The sequence below is a fragment of the Maledivibacter halophilus genome (assembly GCF_900167445.1).
In the GTDB taxonomy this organism is placed as follows: Bacteria; Bacillota; Clostridia; order Peptostreptococcales; family Caminicellaceae; genus Maledivibacter; species Maledivibacter halophilus.
Map to the genome: position 1 here is coordinate 123239 of NZ_FUZT01000006.1, position 16706 is coordinate 139944.

Here is a 16706-nt window from a genome sequence, read left to right on the forward strand (position 1 = left end):
ATTTATGATAAAATAGTAAAAAATAGTTTGTGAAGGATAGTTCAATTTAGATAGGATGATTGATGAGAAGACTAATTAGTGATAAAATTATATTTTACATAAAGAATGATTCAATTGAGGTGTTTCTATGAATTATGAGGTGAAACTTGAAGCCTTTGAAGGGCCATTTGACTTATTATTTCATTTGATTGAGAAAAATGAAATTGATATATATAATATACCTATATCAGAGGTAACAGAGCAGTATTTAAATTATTTAAGTCAGATGAAAAATTTGGATATGGAAGTGGCAAGTGAATTTTTAGTAATGGCTGCTACACTTCTTGAGATTAAATCTAAGATGCTTCTTCCTAATCCCATTGAGGAACAATTAGAATTTGATATACAGGGACTTGACCCAAGAAGGGATTTAGTAATAAAATTAATAGAATATAAAAAATATAAGAATATTGCAGAGTATTTTAAGCATAGAGAAGATAAATATGGCAAGGTTCATTTTAAATCCCAGGAACAACTGGAGGATTTTATAAATAAAGATATGATTAAAAAGACGGATTTGAATTTAAAAGAGGAAGTGTTAATAAAGTCAGTAAACAGAGTATTACAAAAAATCAACAAAATGGATATAAATAGGAAAAGATTTTTTAAGGAATTGAAAAGAGATATATATACAGTTGAAGATAAGATATCACTTTTAAAAAGCAAGCTTGAAAAAAATGAAAATATAAAATTTGATGATCTGTTTAATGAAAACAACTGTAGATTAGAGATTGTTGTAACTTTTTTAGCGGTTCTTGAATTATTGAAGCTAAAGGTTATTGATATAAAGCAAGATAACTTGTTTGATGAAATATATATTTTCAAGTCAGCTTAAAGGGGGTAATAAATTAGCTTATGGATGATAAAGAAATAAAGTCGATTATAGAGTCCATATTGTTTGTATGGGGGGAACCTCTAAATATTAAAGAATTATCTAGAGTATTGGAACTTCCTAAAAGGAAGGTTAAAGAATATATAAAGGAACTTCAAAATGAACTGGAAGTGCAGCATAGAGGAATTAAAATAATTGAAGTAAACGATTGCTTTCAATTGGCAACAAGACTGGAAAATCATCCTTATATTGAGAAATTATGCATAACTTCACAAAACAGGGGATTATCTCAGCCAACATTAGAGGTTTTAGCAATAATTGCATATAAGCAGCCCATTACAAAGCATGAGATAGAAAGTGTTAGAGGAGTAAAATGTGACAAGCCAATCAGCACATTGATGGACAGAGAATTAATAGAAGTAAAGGGGAGGCTTGAAAAAACTGGAAGACCCATTGTATATGGTACAACAGATACATTCTTAAAGGCCTTTGGATTTAAAAATCTGGATGATTTACCTGAAGTGGAAGTGTTTGGTGATTTTGATATAATAAAGCAAGAGACTGAGAAATAGACTCTTGCTTTAAAAATCCTGCATTACGAGCATTAATTCTCTAATTACTTTGGATGCCACAGCCGTTGATACACCCGTTGGATCATAATCTGGAGCTAGTTCAACAACATCTGCACCAACTATATTAAGGGAATCTATAGTTTTAAGTATTTCTAACATGTTTTTGAAGGAAATTCCGCCAGGCTCAGGGGTTCCAGTTCCAGGGAAAATTGATGGATCCAGTATATCAAGATCTATTGTAACATAAACCGGTTTGTCTTTGATTACTGATACTATTTCACTTAGCTTGTCATAACCAAATTTATTTATAAAAGTATGACCACCTTTTTCAGCCCATAAAAACTCCTTTTTTAACCCTGATCGAATTCCAAACTGATATATTTTGTCATCTCCAATAAAATCCCAAATTCTTCTGATGACAGTTGAATGGGATAGGCTTTCTCCCATATAATTTTCTCTCAAATCGGTATGTGCGTCAAAGTGTAGTATTATAAGGTCCTTGTACTTTCCATATACAGTCTTTACCACAGGTAATGTAACAAGGTGTTCGCCTCCTATCATTAGAGGCTTTTTATTTTTCGCAATAATTTTTTTTGCAAAGTTTTCAATGTTTTCTAAAGCAGAAAAAGTGTTACCAAAGGTTAAATCCAAATCTCCTGCATCATGAACCTTGTAATCCTCTAGGTCTCTATTAAGATAAGGGCTGTAAGTTTCTAATCCATATGATTCGATTCTTACTTTATACGGTCCAAATCTTGAGCCCGGTCTAAATGTACAGGTTCCGTCAAAGGGTGCTCCAAAAATGACTAAATTACTTTCCTCAAAATCAGTATCACAGCCTATAAAGCAGTATTTGTTAAACATTTCCATCTTCCAGCTTCTCCTTAACAAAATTTGGAAGTGCAAAGGATCCTTTATGTAAATTGGTATTATAATACCTGGTTTTTATATTTAAGGAATTCCATTTATCCTCATTAAAATCATCTATGGGATTGTATTTTTTAGAGGCAAAATTGAAAAGCCAGTATCCACCAGGATAAGTTGGTATGTTGGCTCCATAGACTTCAACTATTGGAAACATTTTTTTTAGTTTTCTATTTGAATTTATACCTACCTTAAAGAATTCATCATATATTGGAGTTTCATTTTGATTGATAAGTATACCTTTATCAGTTAAAGCATTATAGCAGTTAGTATAAAAATCTATAGTAAAGAGACCTTCCCCAGGGCCTATTGGATCAGTGGAATCGATTAATATTAAATCATAGAAATTGTTTTTATCTTTTACAAACTTTATTCCATCTTCATATAAAACATTAACCCTTTCATTGTCCAATTCACATGATATAGTAGGTAAATATTCTCTGGATACATCTACAACCATTTTATCAATTTCAACCATATCAACCTGTTTAACAAAGGGATATCTTACAAGTTCCCTTACAGTTCCTCCATCGCCTCCACCTATTACCAAAACGTTTTTTATTTCAGAATTAACAGCCATAGCTGTGTGAACAATCATATCATGATACACAAATTCATCTCTTTCTGTTACCATAACTAATCCATCTAAGGTTAACAATTTACCATATTCATATGTGTCGAAAATATCTACTTTTTGAAATTTACTTTGGGAAGAAAAAATATGTTCTTTAACCTTCAGTGAAAATTTAACATTATTTGTATGCTTTTCAGAATACCATAGCTCCATTTTTTTACCTCCTACTATGTTTATAGTTTTTTGAAATATATAAGGTTTACATAGTAAAACTTAATTTATATATTCAGAGTGTCTGGGAGTTTTAAAGATGTATAAATTAAAGTCTGTACTTAAATCCCTATAATAGATTTACAAAGATAGATATCATAATTAGTTTTTCCAACTTCACTTTTGAGTATGTAATATTAAAATGACGGTGGTGTAGAAACCCAAAGAATAATAGCAGGTTTATTATATGGATTGTCTATATAATGTGATTTATTGGATTTAAAATAGAAGCTTTCACCACTTTTAATTTTATAAATCTGATTACCAAGTATTAAATTTATTTTACCCTTCAAGATATAACCAAATTCTTCTCCTTCATGGGGCTGGTCTTCTTTAGTACTACTTTTTCCTGAAATTGTAACTAATATTGGCTCCATTTCATTTTTCTGAGCATTTGGAATTAGCCATGAAATTAGATAACCGTAATCCTCATAATGATTTTCATATATATCCTCCTTAGAGAAGACTATTTTTTCATCAATTTTTTCATTGAAGAAATTGCTTATATCTGTTCCCAATGCTTCTAAAATATCTATTAATGTATTTATAGAAGGGGAAGTCAGATTTCTTTCAATTTGTGAAATGAATCCCTTTGTCAGATCACACCTATTTGCAAGTTCATCCTGAGTTAAGTTATTAACACGTCTTAGTCTTCTAATTTTTTCTCCGATATTCAAAATATCACCCCATATATAATAAAAGTAATACAAATATTAAACTTTTTGTTTACATTTATTAAATATCATATAAAAAACCGTAAATGTCAAGTGAATTATTCAATTTTTATGAAAAATTATTTATAGGGTTTATCAAAGTATAATATTGGAAAAGATATTTATAAGGACAAAGGGTCTTCAACCCATTGTAGTTGAAAGCTGATTAATAATATCTAACATTGTTTAACATATAAAATAGAAGAATTTTGAGGTGACTAAATTGCTCAGTTTAGTTATATTATTTGCAATATTTTTAATTATTATTTCATCGGTAAATATAGATTTAAAGGCTTTTAAAAATAATAAAGATAATAAATTAATTATAAAAATAAAATTATTGTACGGCCTAGTAAAATTAAAGAAAGAGCTAGGTTCCTTTAAGATTACTAAAAAAAGTAAAAAAATAGATGGCGTTAATGATGAAGATATAGAAGTTAAAATGAAAAGTGATTCCTGGACAAAGCATGATGGATATACTGACTTTGTTAATATAAGAAAAAGAGTTGAAGAAGGTATTAGAATATCAAAAAAATATAAATCTGTCATTACTTACTCAATAGAAAAAATTAATTTCAATACAATATTTTGGAAAACTGAATTTGGATTTGAAGATGCTGCTGTTACAGGAATAGCAACGGGAATAGCAAATATTTTCATGAGTAATCTATTTGTCATACTTAATAATGTCAAAAATAAGCCTAAAAATATTCATTTTAAAATTATTCCTGATTTTAAAAAGCAAGTTTTAGATACCTATATACATTGTATATTTACATTTAAAATAGGCTATATTATTATAGCAGGATTAAAATACTTACGGATAAGGTATAGAAAAAGGAATTAGTGAAAAAATATGAACATATATATAGGGTTTATATAGTAAAGCAAGCTGATAAATAAGCTTATACATCATAAAATGTACCCCAAATATAGATGTTCTATGATGTGTAAAATAATGTTTAACATTGTTTCAACATATAAATTTTTTAAGGTGGTGTAAATTATGAGTAGTCATCCAATTGAAGGCTTAATGAAGACAACAATGGAGAGTTTAAAGCAGATGATTGATGTAAACACAATAGTTGGCGATGCTGTTGAAACACCTGACGGTACAACTATTATACCTATATCTAGGGTCTCCTTTGGTTTCGCTTCAGGAGGCGGTGAATATAAAGGTGGCAGTGATATCGATGACGATACTGATAATGACCAGCAGTCCATGCCTTTTGCAGGTGGAACAGGAGCTGGAGTATCAGTACAACCTGTGGCATTCATGATTGTTGGTAAGGAAAATATGAAATTACTATCTGTTGATCAAAGTGCAAATATGTTTGAGAATTTAGTTGGCTTGTCTAGCAAATTAATTGACAAGATCCAAGGAGAAAAGTCACAGGATAAAAAAAATAATAAGAAAAGTAAGAAAAAGAGTGATGACGAAGACAATGAAGAAGAATAAGGGCGGTTTACCGCTCTTTAATGTTTCAAAACTGGAGTGAATATATGTGCTGAAAAAGAGAATAAAATATATGTTCTTTATTATGATAATTATCTTATCTATAACTTATACAGACTCATATGCTAATTCTGCTCATAGTGCTATTGTTATGGATGTAAAAACAGGTAGAATATTATATTCAAAGAATATTTCAGCTAAAAAACCCATGGCTAGTACAACAAAAATAATGACTGCATTATTGGCATTGGAATATGGAGATTTAGAAGCTTTTGTAAAAGTAGATAAAAATGCAGTTGGTGTAGAAGGCTCATCAATTTATTTAAAGTATGATGAAGAAGTAAAACTTAAGGATTTGGTCTATGGACTTATGCTTAGGTCAGGAAATGATTCGGCAGCTGCCATAGCCTATCATATTTCAGGGTCAATAGAAGAATTTTCCAATCTTATGAATAAAAGAGCTAAAGAAATAGGAGCAAATAACACAAACTTTAAAAATCCACATGGATTACATCATAAAGATCATTATACGACAGCCTATGATTTAGCACTAATTACAAGGCAGGCTTTGTTAAATGAAGATTTTAATAAAATAGTTAGAACAAAGAGATGGATTTCTGAAAGGGAAGGATATAATACATTTTACAATAAAAATAAAACTTTGAATCAATTTAAAGGTGGGGACGGGGTGAAAACCGGATATACTAGAGCAGCAGGCAGATGTTTGGTTACTTCTGCAACTAGAAACGGTATGCAGATAATATCCGTGGTTTTAAATGATCCAAATTGGTTTAATGATTGTTATTTTTTAATGGAAGAAGCATTTAGAGAATATAGTCCCGAGAAAGTGATAACCAGAAATAATGATATAAAAAGCTTTCGGATTAACAACGGTAAAGTTGAGAGATCCTATATGATTGCTAAAGAAGATATAGTTATACCAGTTAAAGAAGAAGAAAAGGATAAGATATATATTGTTTTTGAATGCAATGAAACCTATGAGGCACCTGTGAGAAAGGGACAAAAGCTGGGAAAAGCAAAAATTTATATTGGAGATAGGCTTATTGGCACTACTGAGTTATTTGCAAAGGAGAATATTGAAAAAAGGAAACTTATAGATATAATTAAAAATTTCTTTAGTAAATAAAAATCTGATTGATTTAATCAATCAGATTTTTTTATGTAACATAATCTAAGCATTGTCAATATTCTAATATTATAAGGTTTATTTTGAAAAGTGAGGGATTAGGGTGAGTAAAAAAATCATATATGAATGCATTGACGCAGGTAGCGATTATTGCCCCTGTTATTTAGCAGAAACTAATGACTGTATCACGTGTTCCCATCTCCAGGGAATGGAGTTTTGCGATTGCAATTGGAGGGGAGTATGTATTTTAACGGAGTATACCTGGAATGGGAAAAAGGCAAAGCTTCCTAGAAAGAATTTCGAAGCTAGAATTTTAGATAAAAAAATAATTGGTGATAATTTAATAATATTCAAGCTTATTACTACAAAAACCTTCGCAAGGTATCTAAAGCAACCTGGATCATATGTGTTTATAAGAGATCCTCATAAGCCTGAGTATTTTGATACGCCAATGTCTATAATGTATGCTAATGATAGAAGTGGCCAAATAGATATAGCGGTACAAATAATAGGAACAAAAACAAAAACTTTGCTGGAAACTAATGAAAAATTAATAGTAAGAGGGCCCTATTGGAATGGAATTTTAGGACTTAAAGAACTTAAAACCTTTAAAGATTCAAATGCATTAATTATTGCAAGGGGAGTGGCTTTGGCACCATCGGTTAATATTCTAAATTATTTGATACGAAATAATAACAGAATAACTTTAATAATGGATAAAGGTAAGTTCGAAGACTTATTTATTACTGATTACATCGATGAAAATAGAATATTGACTATAGAGACAAATATTCTGGAAGAAAAGGGAAAATTATTAATACAAGAATTAATTAGAAATAATAGCTATGATTTATGCTTTAGCGGGGGCTCTGATATTCAGCATAAGGAAATTAAAGGGTTTCTTAATGAGTTATCACCAGATACAAATTTTGTAGTCACGAATAATAAAGAGATATGCTGTGGAGAAGGTATATGCGGGGCTTGTTGCATCAAAATAGGAGATGAAATATTAAAGGCTTGTAAGTCTCAGATAGATACTGCTTGGATCTTTAGAGAGGGGGAAAAATAATGGCTAAGGTCGTAATAATAGGTGGAGGATGGTCTGGATGTGCGGCAGCTATTACAGCAAAAAAGGCTGGTGCTGATGTTGTGATAATTGAAAGAACAGATTTGTTACTTGGTCTTGGAAACGTGGGCGGAATAATGAGAAATAATGGAAGGTATACAGCATCAGAAGAAGCCATACTATTAGGCGCTGGAGAGCTTTTTGAAATTTGTGACAAGGTTTCTAGACATGTTGGAATAGATTTTCCTGGTCATAAGCATGCTAATCTTTATGATGTTACAAAGATAGAACCTATGGTTAGGGAAAAGATTCTGGAAATGGGAATAAAAATAATGTTCAAAACAAGGGCCGTAGATGTTGATATTGATAATAAAATAATTAGTGGGATTGTCCTTCATAATGAAGAAATTATTAAAGGTGATGTTTTCATCGAGACAACAGGTTCTACAGGACCTATGGGGAATTGTTTAAAATATGGAAATGGGTGTGCAATGTGTATCCTACGATGTCCTACCTTTGGCCCAAGGGTAAGCATAAGTATGAAATCAGGTGTTGAAGATATATTAGGGCAAAGAAAAGATGGTACTTACGGAGCCTTTAGTGGGTCATGCAAATTAAATAAGGATTCTTTGAGTGAGGAAATTGTTAATAAGCTTAATAAGAAAGGTGTAGTAGTTTTACCAGTACCTATTGAGGATATAAATGTAGGAAAGTTAGATAAAAAGGTTTGTCAGCAGTATGCTTTAAAGGAGTATGCACAAAATATTGTGTTGCTTGATACAGGTCATGCCAAGCTGATGGCACCATATTACCCCTTAGAAAAGCTTAGGAAAATAAAGGGCCTAGAAAATGCTAAATATGAAGACCCATATTCAGGGGGGATAGGTAATTCTATAAGGTATTTGTCTATTGCTCCTAGAGAAAATACAATGAAAGTAAAGGATATAGATAATTTATTGTGTGCAGGAGAAAAATCAGGATTTTTTGTAGGACATACGGAGGCAATTGTTACGGGAAGTCTGGCAGGACATAATGCTGTAAGAATGAATAAAGGGATGAAGCTATTGGAACTGCCGATTAGTATTGGCATAGGTGATATAATTGCATTTGCCAATGAAAAAATAAATACACCGGAAGGCTTAAAGACAAGATATACATTTGCCGGTTCCACTTATTTTGATAGAATGAAGGAGCTAGGTTTATATACTTTAGACAAAGATAGTTTAAAGAAGAAAATAAAAAGGCTGGATCTTTTAAATATATTTGAAGAAAAATTACTATAAAAAAAGGCTATAGTGTATTGAGGAAATTGCATAACTCTAATTTGGCAAAATTGCATAATATATATGGCATAGCTTTGGAGATTTCAAAATTATATGTAGTAGATAGTTTTTGAAGAAGGTAATTATGCAACTTGCTCTATTAAATGAAATAAACAAATATTGTATAATACTATTAAAAATGCAGGTGATGAGTTAAAAAATGCAGGTGCGATCCTCACCTGCTTTTTTGCTAGGGATAAAAAAATTAGTAGCATAAATTATACAGGAATATTTATATTCCAATATAAGTATATTTTTGTATTTAACAAAACTAGAGACATATCGACAAAAATAGTCAAAGGATTTTAGAATAATTTGTATAAGTATTTATAGTTAAAGATGAATTATAGAAATGTGATAGTTGATTTAAGAATTGTATGGTGTCTTATATAAATATTATTATGTGTAATATAGAAAACTTTACGATATAATTTAAGTCTAATCAAGTAGATAATAGGGGGTACAACAATGGAATATACTAAAAAAACATGGAACGAGAACCATAAAATACTTCGACAGTTGTTGAAAAAAGAGTCTACATTTAAAGATGGGATTGATTTGTTCATGGATCAACATGCTAGAATACATACTTCTGATGTATCTAAAATTAAGAGTATAACATTTGAAGATGAGTTATGGGAAGGAATGGATGAAGTGATTTTTCGAACAGGCCAGAATAAAAAGGGGCGAACAGTTGCATATGGAATGTGGCATTCAGCACGTATTGAAGATATAACAATGAATCTTCTTGTAGTTGGGGAGGATCAAATTATTGATCAAGATAACTGGATGGAAAAAATGAAATCTTCCATTTATGGTACAGGTAATGATTTAGATTCAGATAGTATATTAAAGTTTAGTCAAACAATAGATATGCAAGCTTTGAAAGATTATAGGAAAGCAGTTGGTAAAAAAACTCGTGAAATTGTTTTTTCACTTACATATAGCGATTTAAAAGCTAAGACTTTAGAGGCTGGACTTGAAAAAGCTATAGCATTAGGAGCAGTGGCAAATGATGAAAATGCTTTATGGTTGATTGATTTTTGGAGAAAAAAGACTACAGCAGGTATATTGTTAATGCCTGTTACTCGTCACAATTTAGTACATATTAATGAATCGATGGAAGCTAAAAAAAGAGGCCTTAGGGGTAAAAAATAAAAAAGTGGCTTTAACTTTTACTTATCCATATAATACAAGGCTGTATAATTGAGAAACTTGCATAATTAGCATTATCAATTTTAAAATACAATATGTAGACAACTCACCTGACTCTCTTCACTACATTTTGTATTTTAAAATTCTTTACATGTATTATGCAATTTCCTCAATTATATATATCAGTATATTATCACGCTAGTATAGAAATTAATTAGTGTAGGAATTAAACTCTGATTTTTCAAATTTTGACTAAAACTTTAGTTAACGTAGACCAGGTACCCTAGTCTTTATTTTTTAGTAGAAGAATAGTTAGTGGAAGATTAGAATAGAGTTCAATTTTATCCTTGTTATATGCGGTTTGACATATATGACATCATTAAGTAAAATACTACCAAAATATGATATAATATATAAAGAATATTTCATATATAGGAAAGTATTACCGACACAACTAGCCGTATAATATACTTACTTAGAAGTATTAGCGACATAAAGAAGACGGTAACCCCTAAGTTATCTGAAATGCAGCAGCAATAGAGAGCACTTTGATAGACTGAAGAATTACAAAGTATTAGGAGGGGAAAAGATGACTAGTAGATTTAAATATTTGTTTCTAATTTTAATACTTATTTTTACTATTAGTGCTTGTGATTCAAATTCAACAGTAGAAATCTTGATTGAAAAGGATGACAGCTTTGATAAATTTTGCAAATCTAATAACTTCAATGGTTCCATACTTGTGGCAGATGATGGTGAAATAGTCCTTAAAAAAGGCTACGGATTTGCTGATTATGAAAAGAAAATACCAAACACACCTGATACTATTTTTGGAATTGCTTCATTAACAAAACAATTTACTGCCGTGGGTATTATGATGCTTAATGAAAGAGGAGCTTTAAATGTAAGTGATACAATTGATAAGTATATTCCAGGATATCCTAATGGGGATAAAATAACGATACATAACTTGCTTACCAATACATCAGGTATAGCTGAATATATAAATGAGGAACTTTTGAAAGGTACTAAACATTATTCTCCAACAAACCTGATTAATGTATTTAAAGATAAACCTTTAAATTTCAATCCAGGAGAGAGATTTGAATATAGTAATTCTAACTATGCTCTTCTTGGTTATATTATTGAAAAAGTATCTAACATGAAATATGAAGACTTTGTAAAAGAGAATATATTTATACCATTAAAAATGAAAGATACGGGATATGACCATAATAAAGAGCTACCTAAAAAAGCAATTAGGTACAAATATTTGAATGCTGTAATGTACGCAAAGGCAGATTATATTAATATGTCGACAGCATATTCTGCTGGGGCTTTACAATCAACAATTGAAGACCTATATAGATGGGACCAAGCTTTATATACAAATAAACTCTTAGATAAGGAATCAATGAATAAAATGTTCACTCCTTTTTTAGATTCTTATGGATATGGCTGGTTTATTATTAAACCTGGCAAAAAGCCAATAATGCAGCATATGGGAACAATAGATGGAGTTAGGGCTTTAATATATCGTAATGTTGAATTAAAACAGACAATTATTATTTTAAGTAATAATACCGCTACTGACCGTATAAAAATTAAGGATAAAATTATGTCACTACTTGGTAATTGAATAAGTTATAAGGATTTGTTAAGAATGCAAAATATTTAAAGGTTGATACTCCTGTCAGGCCATACAGTTTAGTACGTTGGACTTCAGATAACAATAAATTAGCAGATATTCTTAGCTGGAAGTGAGTCTCCACTAATAACAATTTCTTTAGAACCAGCTAAAGCTAACGGACATCGCTAATCTGAAATGTTACAACGCTAAAACAGACTTTAACGTAAAAAAGCCAGAAATTTTATAATCTAAATATATTTCTAAAATACTCCTAATTAGAAGATTTTTAGCTTTATTTAATAATATTAGGCTTTACTTAAAACATATATCACTAATAATACAATTTTTAAATTATAGAAATATGTAGTTTATCCCTATCTATTTCTATATATAAAATAAATCAACAGTGAATTAGAATAAAAATAATAGATAAATATCTATTATTTTTATTGAAGTGATTAAATCTATGTGATTGATATATCCTATGATTTATAAAGTAAGTTCATTTAAATATATAAAAACATTTTTAAAGAGAAGTAAAATTCAGAACAACTATGAAAAATTGAATGAATTTTAAAAAAATTAGAAATCTATGGTAAAATTTTATTAAAAAAGGCTAACCAATTTGCTGATTATTTAAAAGAGCCATTTTGTGGTTGTAATAATAATGAACCTAATGAAAATTGGTGGTGGCATTTAGATATTGAGTTAGAAGGAATGAAAGGATGACCATAATAATCAAAGATTAACAATTAGATTATTATGGTCATATTTTTGTAAAACTAAATAATAAATTCATTATTTCTTATTGATACTGTATTGATTTTCTATTTGCTATTGGCTGAAAACCCACTATGAAGTATAATATAGTTTGATATTGGTTATTTATATAGATTTTCAATAGCAAAACTTAATTTATGCATATCAAAATATCCAGAGCTTTTGGGGAGTTTTGATGTGTATAAATTAACTGTTTTACTGGAATATCTATATAGAGAGAAGTTTTACATAATTGAGAAACTTGTATAATGAACATTATTAATTTTAAAATACAATATGTAGATAACTTGCTTAGCTATCTCTGCTACATTTTGTATTTTAAAATTCTTCAAATGTATTATGCAATTTCCTCAATTATATATATGGCGTGTGATTCTGAAAATTAATAAAAAAAACCTTCAATCCAACAAGAATTTAGAGAAAACTTAATCTTCAAGATTTCAAAAAAATGTGGACGCCCCACGAAGTGTCCATGCCTCAGGCCTAAGAACTGATGTCCTGTCAGTTCCACGAATTTTTATGAAATCTTTCAGATAGTTTTCTTGCTAAATTCTTAAAGTCACTTTCTTTTCTTTTTATTAATTTTCTTAGTCATATAACTATAATAAAGGAGTTGTAAAAATGAGACTTCAAAAGTATATGGCTTTGGCTGGTATAGCTTCTAGAAGAGGGGCAGAAGAATTGATAAAAATGGGAAGAGTCAAAGTCAATGGAGAAATAGTAACCGAAATGGGAATAAAAGTGAACCCGGAAATTGATACAATTTCTTTTGATAATCGGGATATAAAGTTATCTGATAATAAGGTTTATGTTCTTTTAAATAAACCTGAAGGCTATGTAACAACAGCAAAGGATCAATTTGGGAGACCTACTGTATTAGATTTAGTTAAAGGAATAAGGAAGCGCATATATCCTGTAGGAAGATTAGATTATAATACCTCGGGATTGCTTTTACTGACAAATGATGGAGAATTAACTCATAAAATAACCCATCCAAGCAGCCATATATACAAAACTTATAAATGTAAGATAAAGGGGCTCATTACTAACAAAAAAATGGATGAGTTTAAAAGTGGAGTAGATATTGGCGGTTATACCACTGCTCCAGCTCAGATAAAGCTTTTAAAAAAATATAAAAATAATTGTTTAGTTAAAGTTATTATTCATGAAGGGAAAAATAGACAAATCAGAAAGATGATGGAGGCTTTAGGTCATCCAGTTATAACACTGGAGAGAATTTCAATCGGTAAAATAGATATAGAAGGGTTACCAAAGGGAAAATGGAGATATTTAACTAAGGAAGAAAAAGAATATTTAAAATCTTTATAAACAATCATCTTCTCCTGCTAAAAAAGTTATGCTATTGGCATTGAATTATTTAAAAAATAGTAACATAATTGGATATGATTACATAGTAATAATTTAGGACAAGAGAAAAAAAGGACTACTATTTAAGAAGTGAAAAAATGTATATTGTAATTAGAATATAAGGAGAGGAACAATATGATAAATATTAGGGTTCCAGAAGAAAAGGATAAAAATAAAATTATTGATTTGTTAACTTCAGAAAAGGTAAATAATTTTGACTTGCATAATGAAATTTTAAATAATTCTATGGCAGTATATGATGGCGATAAAATTTTAGGATATTCAAGCTATAAAAAACTTTCAAATAAAAATATGGCATTGATAGATTTATTGATAGTAAAACAAGAATATAGAGGCCAGTATATAGGAGATGGATTGATTAAAGCAATATTAAATTTAGCTGATAAAAGACAAATCAAAAAAGTTTATCTCATATCCCATGGGGAAAACTCTATATTTTATGAAAAAGCAGGACTAATAAAAAGAAAAATAGAAGATTGCAAAGAGATAATAAAATATATTGGAAATGAATTAGGAAATGAGGAAACTGTAGAAGTTTTTCAGGCAATATTACCTGACTTTTTTAACAAAGCTTGTAAGAGTAGCCGATAAGTATTCATATAAAATGGATGGAGGATAATAAATGCAAGCAAAATATTTAAGTAAAGCTACTGATTTAGCTAAAAACTTAATAGCTATGGTAGTGAAAAAGAATGATGTAGTTATAGATGCAACTGTTGGTAATGGCAATGATATTCTATTTTTATGTGATTTGGTTGGAGAAAAGGGGAAGGTTATTGGTTTTGATATTCAAGATATAGCTATTGAAAATACTGAGAAGAAGTTAAGGGATAAAAACATGATTGATAGAGTAATGCTTATAAATTCTGGACATGAAAAACTAAAGGAATATGTTGACACTAAGGTTTCTGCAATTATGTTTAATTTAGGTTATTTACCAGGAAAAAACCATGAAATAACAACCAAATATAAAACCACAATTGAAGCTGTAAAGCAGGGAATAGACTTATTAGAAGTAAATGGTATTATGACCATAGCCATTTATCCAGGCCATAAGGAAGGATTAAAAGAAAAGGAGGAACTGTTAAAATATTTATCTACAATTGATCAAAAACAAGGAAATGTATTAAAAATGGAATTTATCAATCAAATAAATAATCCTCCTTTACTTATAGCTATAGAAAAGAAATAGATTAAGGATTTTCAAGTTACAAGATTTTACGAAGCAATAGTATAAAGCGAAATGCGTCACAGACCCTTTGCTTAGCAATCATGATGAAGATAAATTTTTTGTGGTCTGTTACTGGTGAATTCCAGTAATCTTACGTAACTATTATCTTCAATTTTCTTATCACATTTAAGGCAGATAAATCGAGACTTCTTTATTTTAGTGGTATTATATTGAATGGGGAGAGAACCATACTTTGTAAAGCTTTTCCATCCCGTTTTGCAAAGCTTTACTCTTTCATCATAATCAGCATATACCCATCTTAAAATTCTATGAAAATGAAAAGGGTATTTTGTGTAGCTTATAAACCTTTGAGGAAAACCTAATCTAATGGTATAGTTTTCAAAGGTAGATTCAATTTTTGATTGAAGAGGCTCTCCAATTTTTGTACTAGTATATTTAAAATTATTTTTAGAAAACCATTTTCTAAGGTTGTCAAACATATAGCCTCTACAAATTAGAATTTCTTCATTTTTATTAACTTGTAATTTTTCAAATAAATCTTTAACTATTTCAATAACGTAATCAAGATAGATTTTTTTGCTGAAGAACTCAGGTGAATAGTATTTTAATGGAATTGTATTAAAATGAAATTCCTCAGTTTCATACCGCATTGCACCGATTATTGTCCCACCAATTAAACTGCCGCTACCTGCATCATCAATTAAAATCAATAAAATCACCTCAAGGAATTATAATATACTTTAGTATTTGTATAAAACTAAATGACTATTAGAGTATTTAATAAATACTTTTTTTGTTAATTTGAAAGGATGTGTTTTACAATGAAAGTAGTTGTTGCAAATGATGATGGTATCTTTGCTGAAGGAATATATAAACTAGCAAAAAAATTAAGTGTAAAGCATGAAGTCTTTGTTGTGGCACCGGATAGACAAAGAAGTGCTACTGGGCATGGGATTACAATGCATCATCCCTTAAGGGCAAATAAAATAAAATTTTTTGATACAGATATTTTAGCTTGGTCCATTGATGGAACTCCAGCTGATTGTATAAAGCTTGCCATTGAAGGCATATTAAAGGATAAACCTGATTTTGTTATCTCGGGGATTAATGATGGACCAAATTTGGGAACTGATGTATTATACTCAGGAACAGTTTCTGCTGCAATGGAAGGGGCTATACATGGAATACAGTCTATGGCCATATCTATGGCTGATACTCAAAATATTGATTATGATATTGGTGCTGAATTTGCAAATATTATGATTGATAATTTAACATATAATAAACTGCCTAAAGATACCTTATTAAATATTAATGTTCCAACTTGTAATAAAAAAGAGGTAAAAGGAGTTAAAATCACTACTCTAGGGGCACGAAAATATAAAAATACTTTTATTAAGAGAGTTGATCCTAGGGGACAGGATTATTATTGGCTTGGTGGAGAATTAATTCAGGAGGATCAAAATGAAGATTCCGATGTGAATAGTGTGAAAGATAACTATATATCAGTAACTCCAATACATTATGACCTTACAGATTATGATTTAAATAAAATAATAAGAAAATGGAATATTAAATTTTAAAGGGAAGGTGTTACTAAACACCTTCCTTTTTCTATATTTGTATACAAAATAAATGTATACAA

17 protein-coding genes are annotated in these 16706 nt (G+C 29.7%); 13 read left to right on the top strand and 4 right to left on the bottom strand.

The features are described from left to right. Nucleotides 1-127 precede the first annotated feature (127 nt). Nucleotides 128-874 (top strand): segregation and condensation protein A, encoded by a 747-nt coding sequence (locus B5X81_RS12715; RefSeq protein ID WP_079492173.1) that lies wholly within the window; start codon nucleotides 128-130, stop codon nucleotides 872-874. A 20-nt stretch (nucleotides 875-894) separates the two neighbouring features. After that, the gene (scpB, locus tag B5X81_RS12720; protein WP_079492174.1) at nucleotides 895-1443 is read left to right on the top strand and encodes an SMC-Scp complex subunit ScpB; all 549 of its coding nucleotides are present in this window, start codon (nucleotides 895-897) and stop codon (nucleotides 1441-1443) included. Between the two features lie 9 nt (nucleotides 1444-1452). On the opposite strand, the gene speB is transcribed toward scpB, so the two are convergent. From speB to B5X81_RS12735, 3 genes are all read right to left on the bottom strand, one after another. Continuing rightward, the gene (speB, locus tag B5X81_RS12725) at nucleotides 1453-2313 is read right to left on the bottom strand and encodes an agmatinase (RefSeq protein WP_139380325.1); all 861 of its coding nucleotides are present in this window, start codon (nucleotides 2311-2313) and stop codon (nucleotides 1453-1455) included. After that, entirely contained in the window at nucleotides 2300-3154 is an 855-nt protein-coding gene (speE, locus tag B5X81_RS12730) for a polyamine aminopropyltransferase (protein WP_079492176.1), read from the bottom strand. Before speE ends, speB begins: the two co-directional genes overlap by 14 nt. Before the next feature lie 194 nt (nucleotides 3155-3348). Further along, nucleotides 3349-3888 (bottom strand): helix-turn-helix domain-containing protein, encoded by a 540-nt coding sequence (locus B5X81_RS12735; RefSeq protein ID WP_079492177.1) that lies wholly within the window; start codon nucleotides 3886-3888, stop codon nucleotides 3349-3351. A gap of 259 nt (nucleotides 3889-4147) precedes the next feature. Here B5X81_RS12735 and B5X81_RS12740 point away from each other — a divergent pair, with 259 nt between their 5' ends. From B5X81_RS12740 to B5X81_RS12785, 10 genes are all read left to right on the top strand, one after another. Continuing rightward, nucleotides 4148-4771: a DUF2953 domain-containing protein gene (locus tag B5X81_RS12740; protein ID WP_079492179.1), complete on the top strand. Its 624-nt coding sequence runs from the start codon at nucleotides 4148-4150 to the stop codon at nucleotides 4769-4771. Nucleotides 4772-4930: 159 nt separating this feature from the next. Continuing rightward, on the top strand, nucleotides 4931-5383 hold the full coding sequence (gene ytfJ, locus B5X81_RS12745) for a GerW family sporulation protein (protein ID WP_079492180.1): 453 nt from the start codon (nucleotides 4931-4933) through the stop codon (nucleotides 5381-5383). 46 nt (nucleotides 5384-5429) lie between these two features. Further along, on the top strand, nucleotides 5430-6527 hold the full coding sequence (locus B5X81_RS12750) for a D-alanyl-D-alanine carboxypeptidase family protein (protein ID WP_079492182.1): 1098 nt from the start codon (nucleotides 5430-5432) through the stop codon (nucleotides 6525-6527). 103 nt (nucleotides 6528-6630) lie between these two features. Then, a complete protein-coding gene (locus B5X81_RS12755; RefSeq protein ID WP_244282087.1) occupies nucleotides 6631-7596 on the top strand; it encodes a sulfide/dihydroorotate dehydrogenase-like FAD/NAD-binding protein in 966 nt (321 codons plus the stop codon). Then, the gene (locus tag B5X81_RS12760) at nucleotides 7596-8876 is read left to right on the top strand and encodes an FAD-dependent oxidoreductase (protein WP_079492183.1); all 1281 of its coding nucleotides are present in this window, start codon (nucleotides 7596-7598) and stop codon (nucleotides 8874-8876) included. The genes B5X81_RS12755 and B5X81_RS12760 overlap by 1 nt, the downstream gene beginning before the upstream one ends. Nucleotides 8877-9383: 507 nt before the next feature. After that, nucleotides 9384-10073 (top strand): hypothetical protein, encoded by a 690-nt coding sequence (locus B5X81_RS12765; RefSeq protein WP_079492185.1) that lies wholly within the window; start codon nucleotides 9384-9386, stop codon nucleotides 10071-10073. 586 nt (nucleotides 10074-10659) lie between these two features. Then, nucleotides 10660-11709, top strand: a complete 1050-nt coding sequence (locus B5X81_RS12770; protein WP_079492186.1) for a serine hydrolase domain-containing protein — start codon at nucleotides 10660-10662, stop codon at nucleotides 11707-11709. A 1392-nt stretch (nucleotides 11710-13101) separates the two neighbouring features. Beyond that, on the top strand, nucleotides 13102-13809 hold the full coding sequence (locus tag B5X81_RS12775; RefSeq protein ID WP_079492188.1) for a pseudouridine synthase: 708 nt from the start codon (nucleotides 13102-13104) through the stop codon (nucleotides 13807-13809). Between the two features lie 174 nt (nucleotides 13810-13983). Continuing rightward, nucleotides 13984-14460, top strand: a complete 477-nt coding sequence (locus B5X81_RS12780; RefSeq protein WP_079492189.1) for a GNAT family N-acetyltransferase — start codon at nucleotides 13984-13986, stop codon at nucleotides 14458-14460. Between the two features lie 31 nt (nucleotides 14461-14491). Continuing rightward, entirely contained in the window at nucleotides 14492-15061 is a 570-nt protein-coding gene (locus B5X81_RS12785; RefSeq protein ID WP_079492190.1) for a tRNA (mnm(5)s(2)U34)-methyltransferase, read from the top strand. 71 nt (nucleotides 15062-15132) lie between these two features. Here the strand turns inward: B5X81_RS12785 and B5X81_RS12790 are convergent, their stop codons facing one another. Further along, entirely contained in the window at nucleotides 15133-15780 is a 648-nt protein-coding gene (locus tag B5X81_RS12790; protein ID WP_244282088.1) for a hypothetical protein, read from the bottom strand. A gap of 102 nt (nucleotides 15781-15882) precedes the next feature. Here B5X81_RS12790 and surE point away from each other — a divergent pair, with 102 nt between their 5' ends. Next, nucleotides 15883-16644, top strand: a complete 762-nt coding sequence (surE, locus tag B5X81_RS12795) for a 5'/3'-nucleotidase SurE (RefSeq protein ID WP_079492193.1) — start codon at nucleotides 15883-15885, stop codon at nucleotides 16642-16644. Nucleotides 16645-16706: the final 62 nt, after the last annotated feature.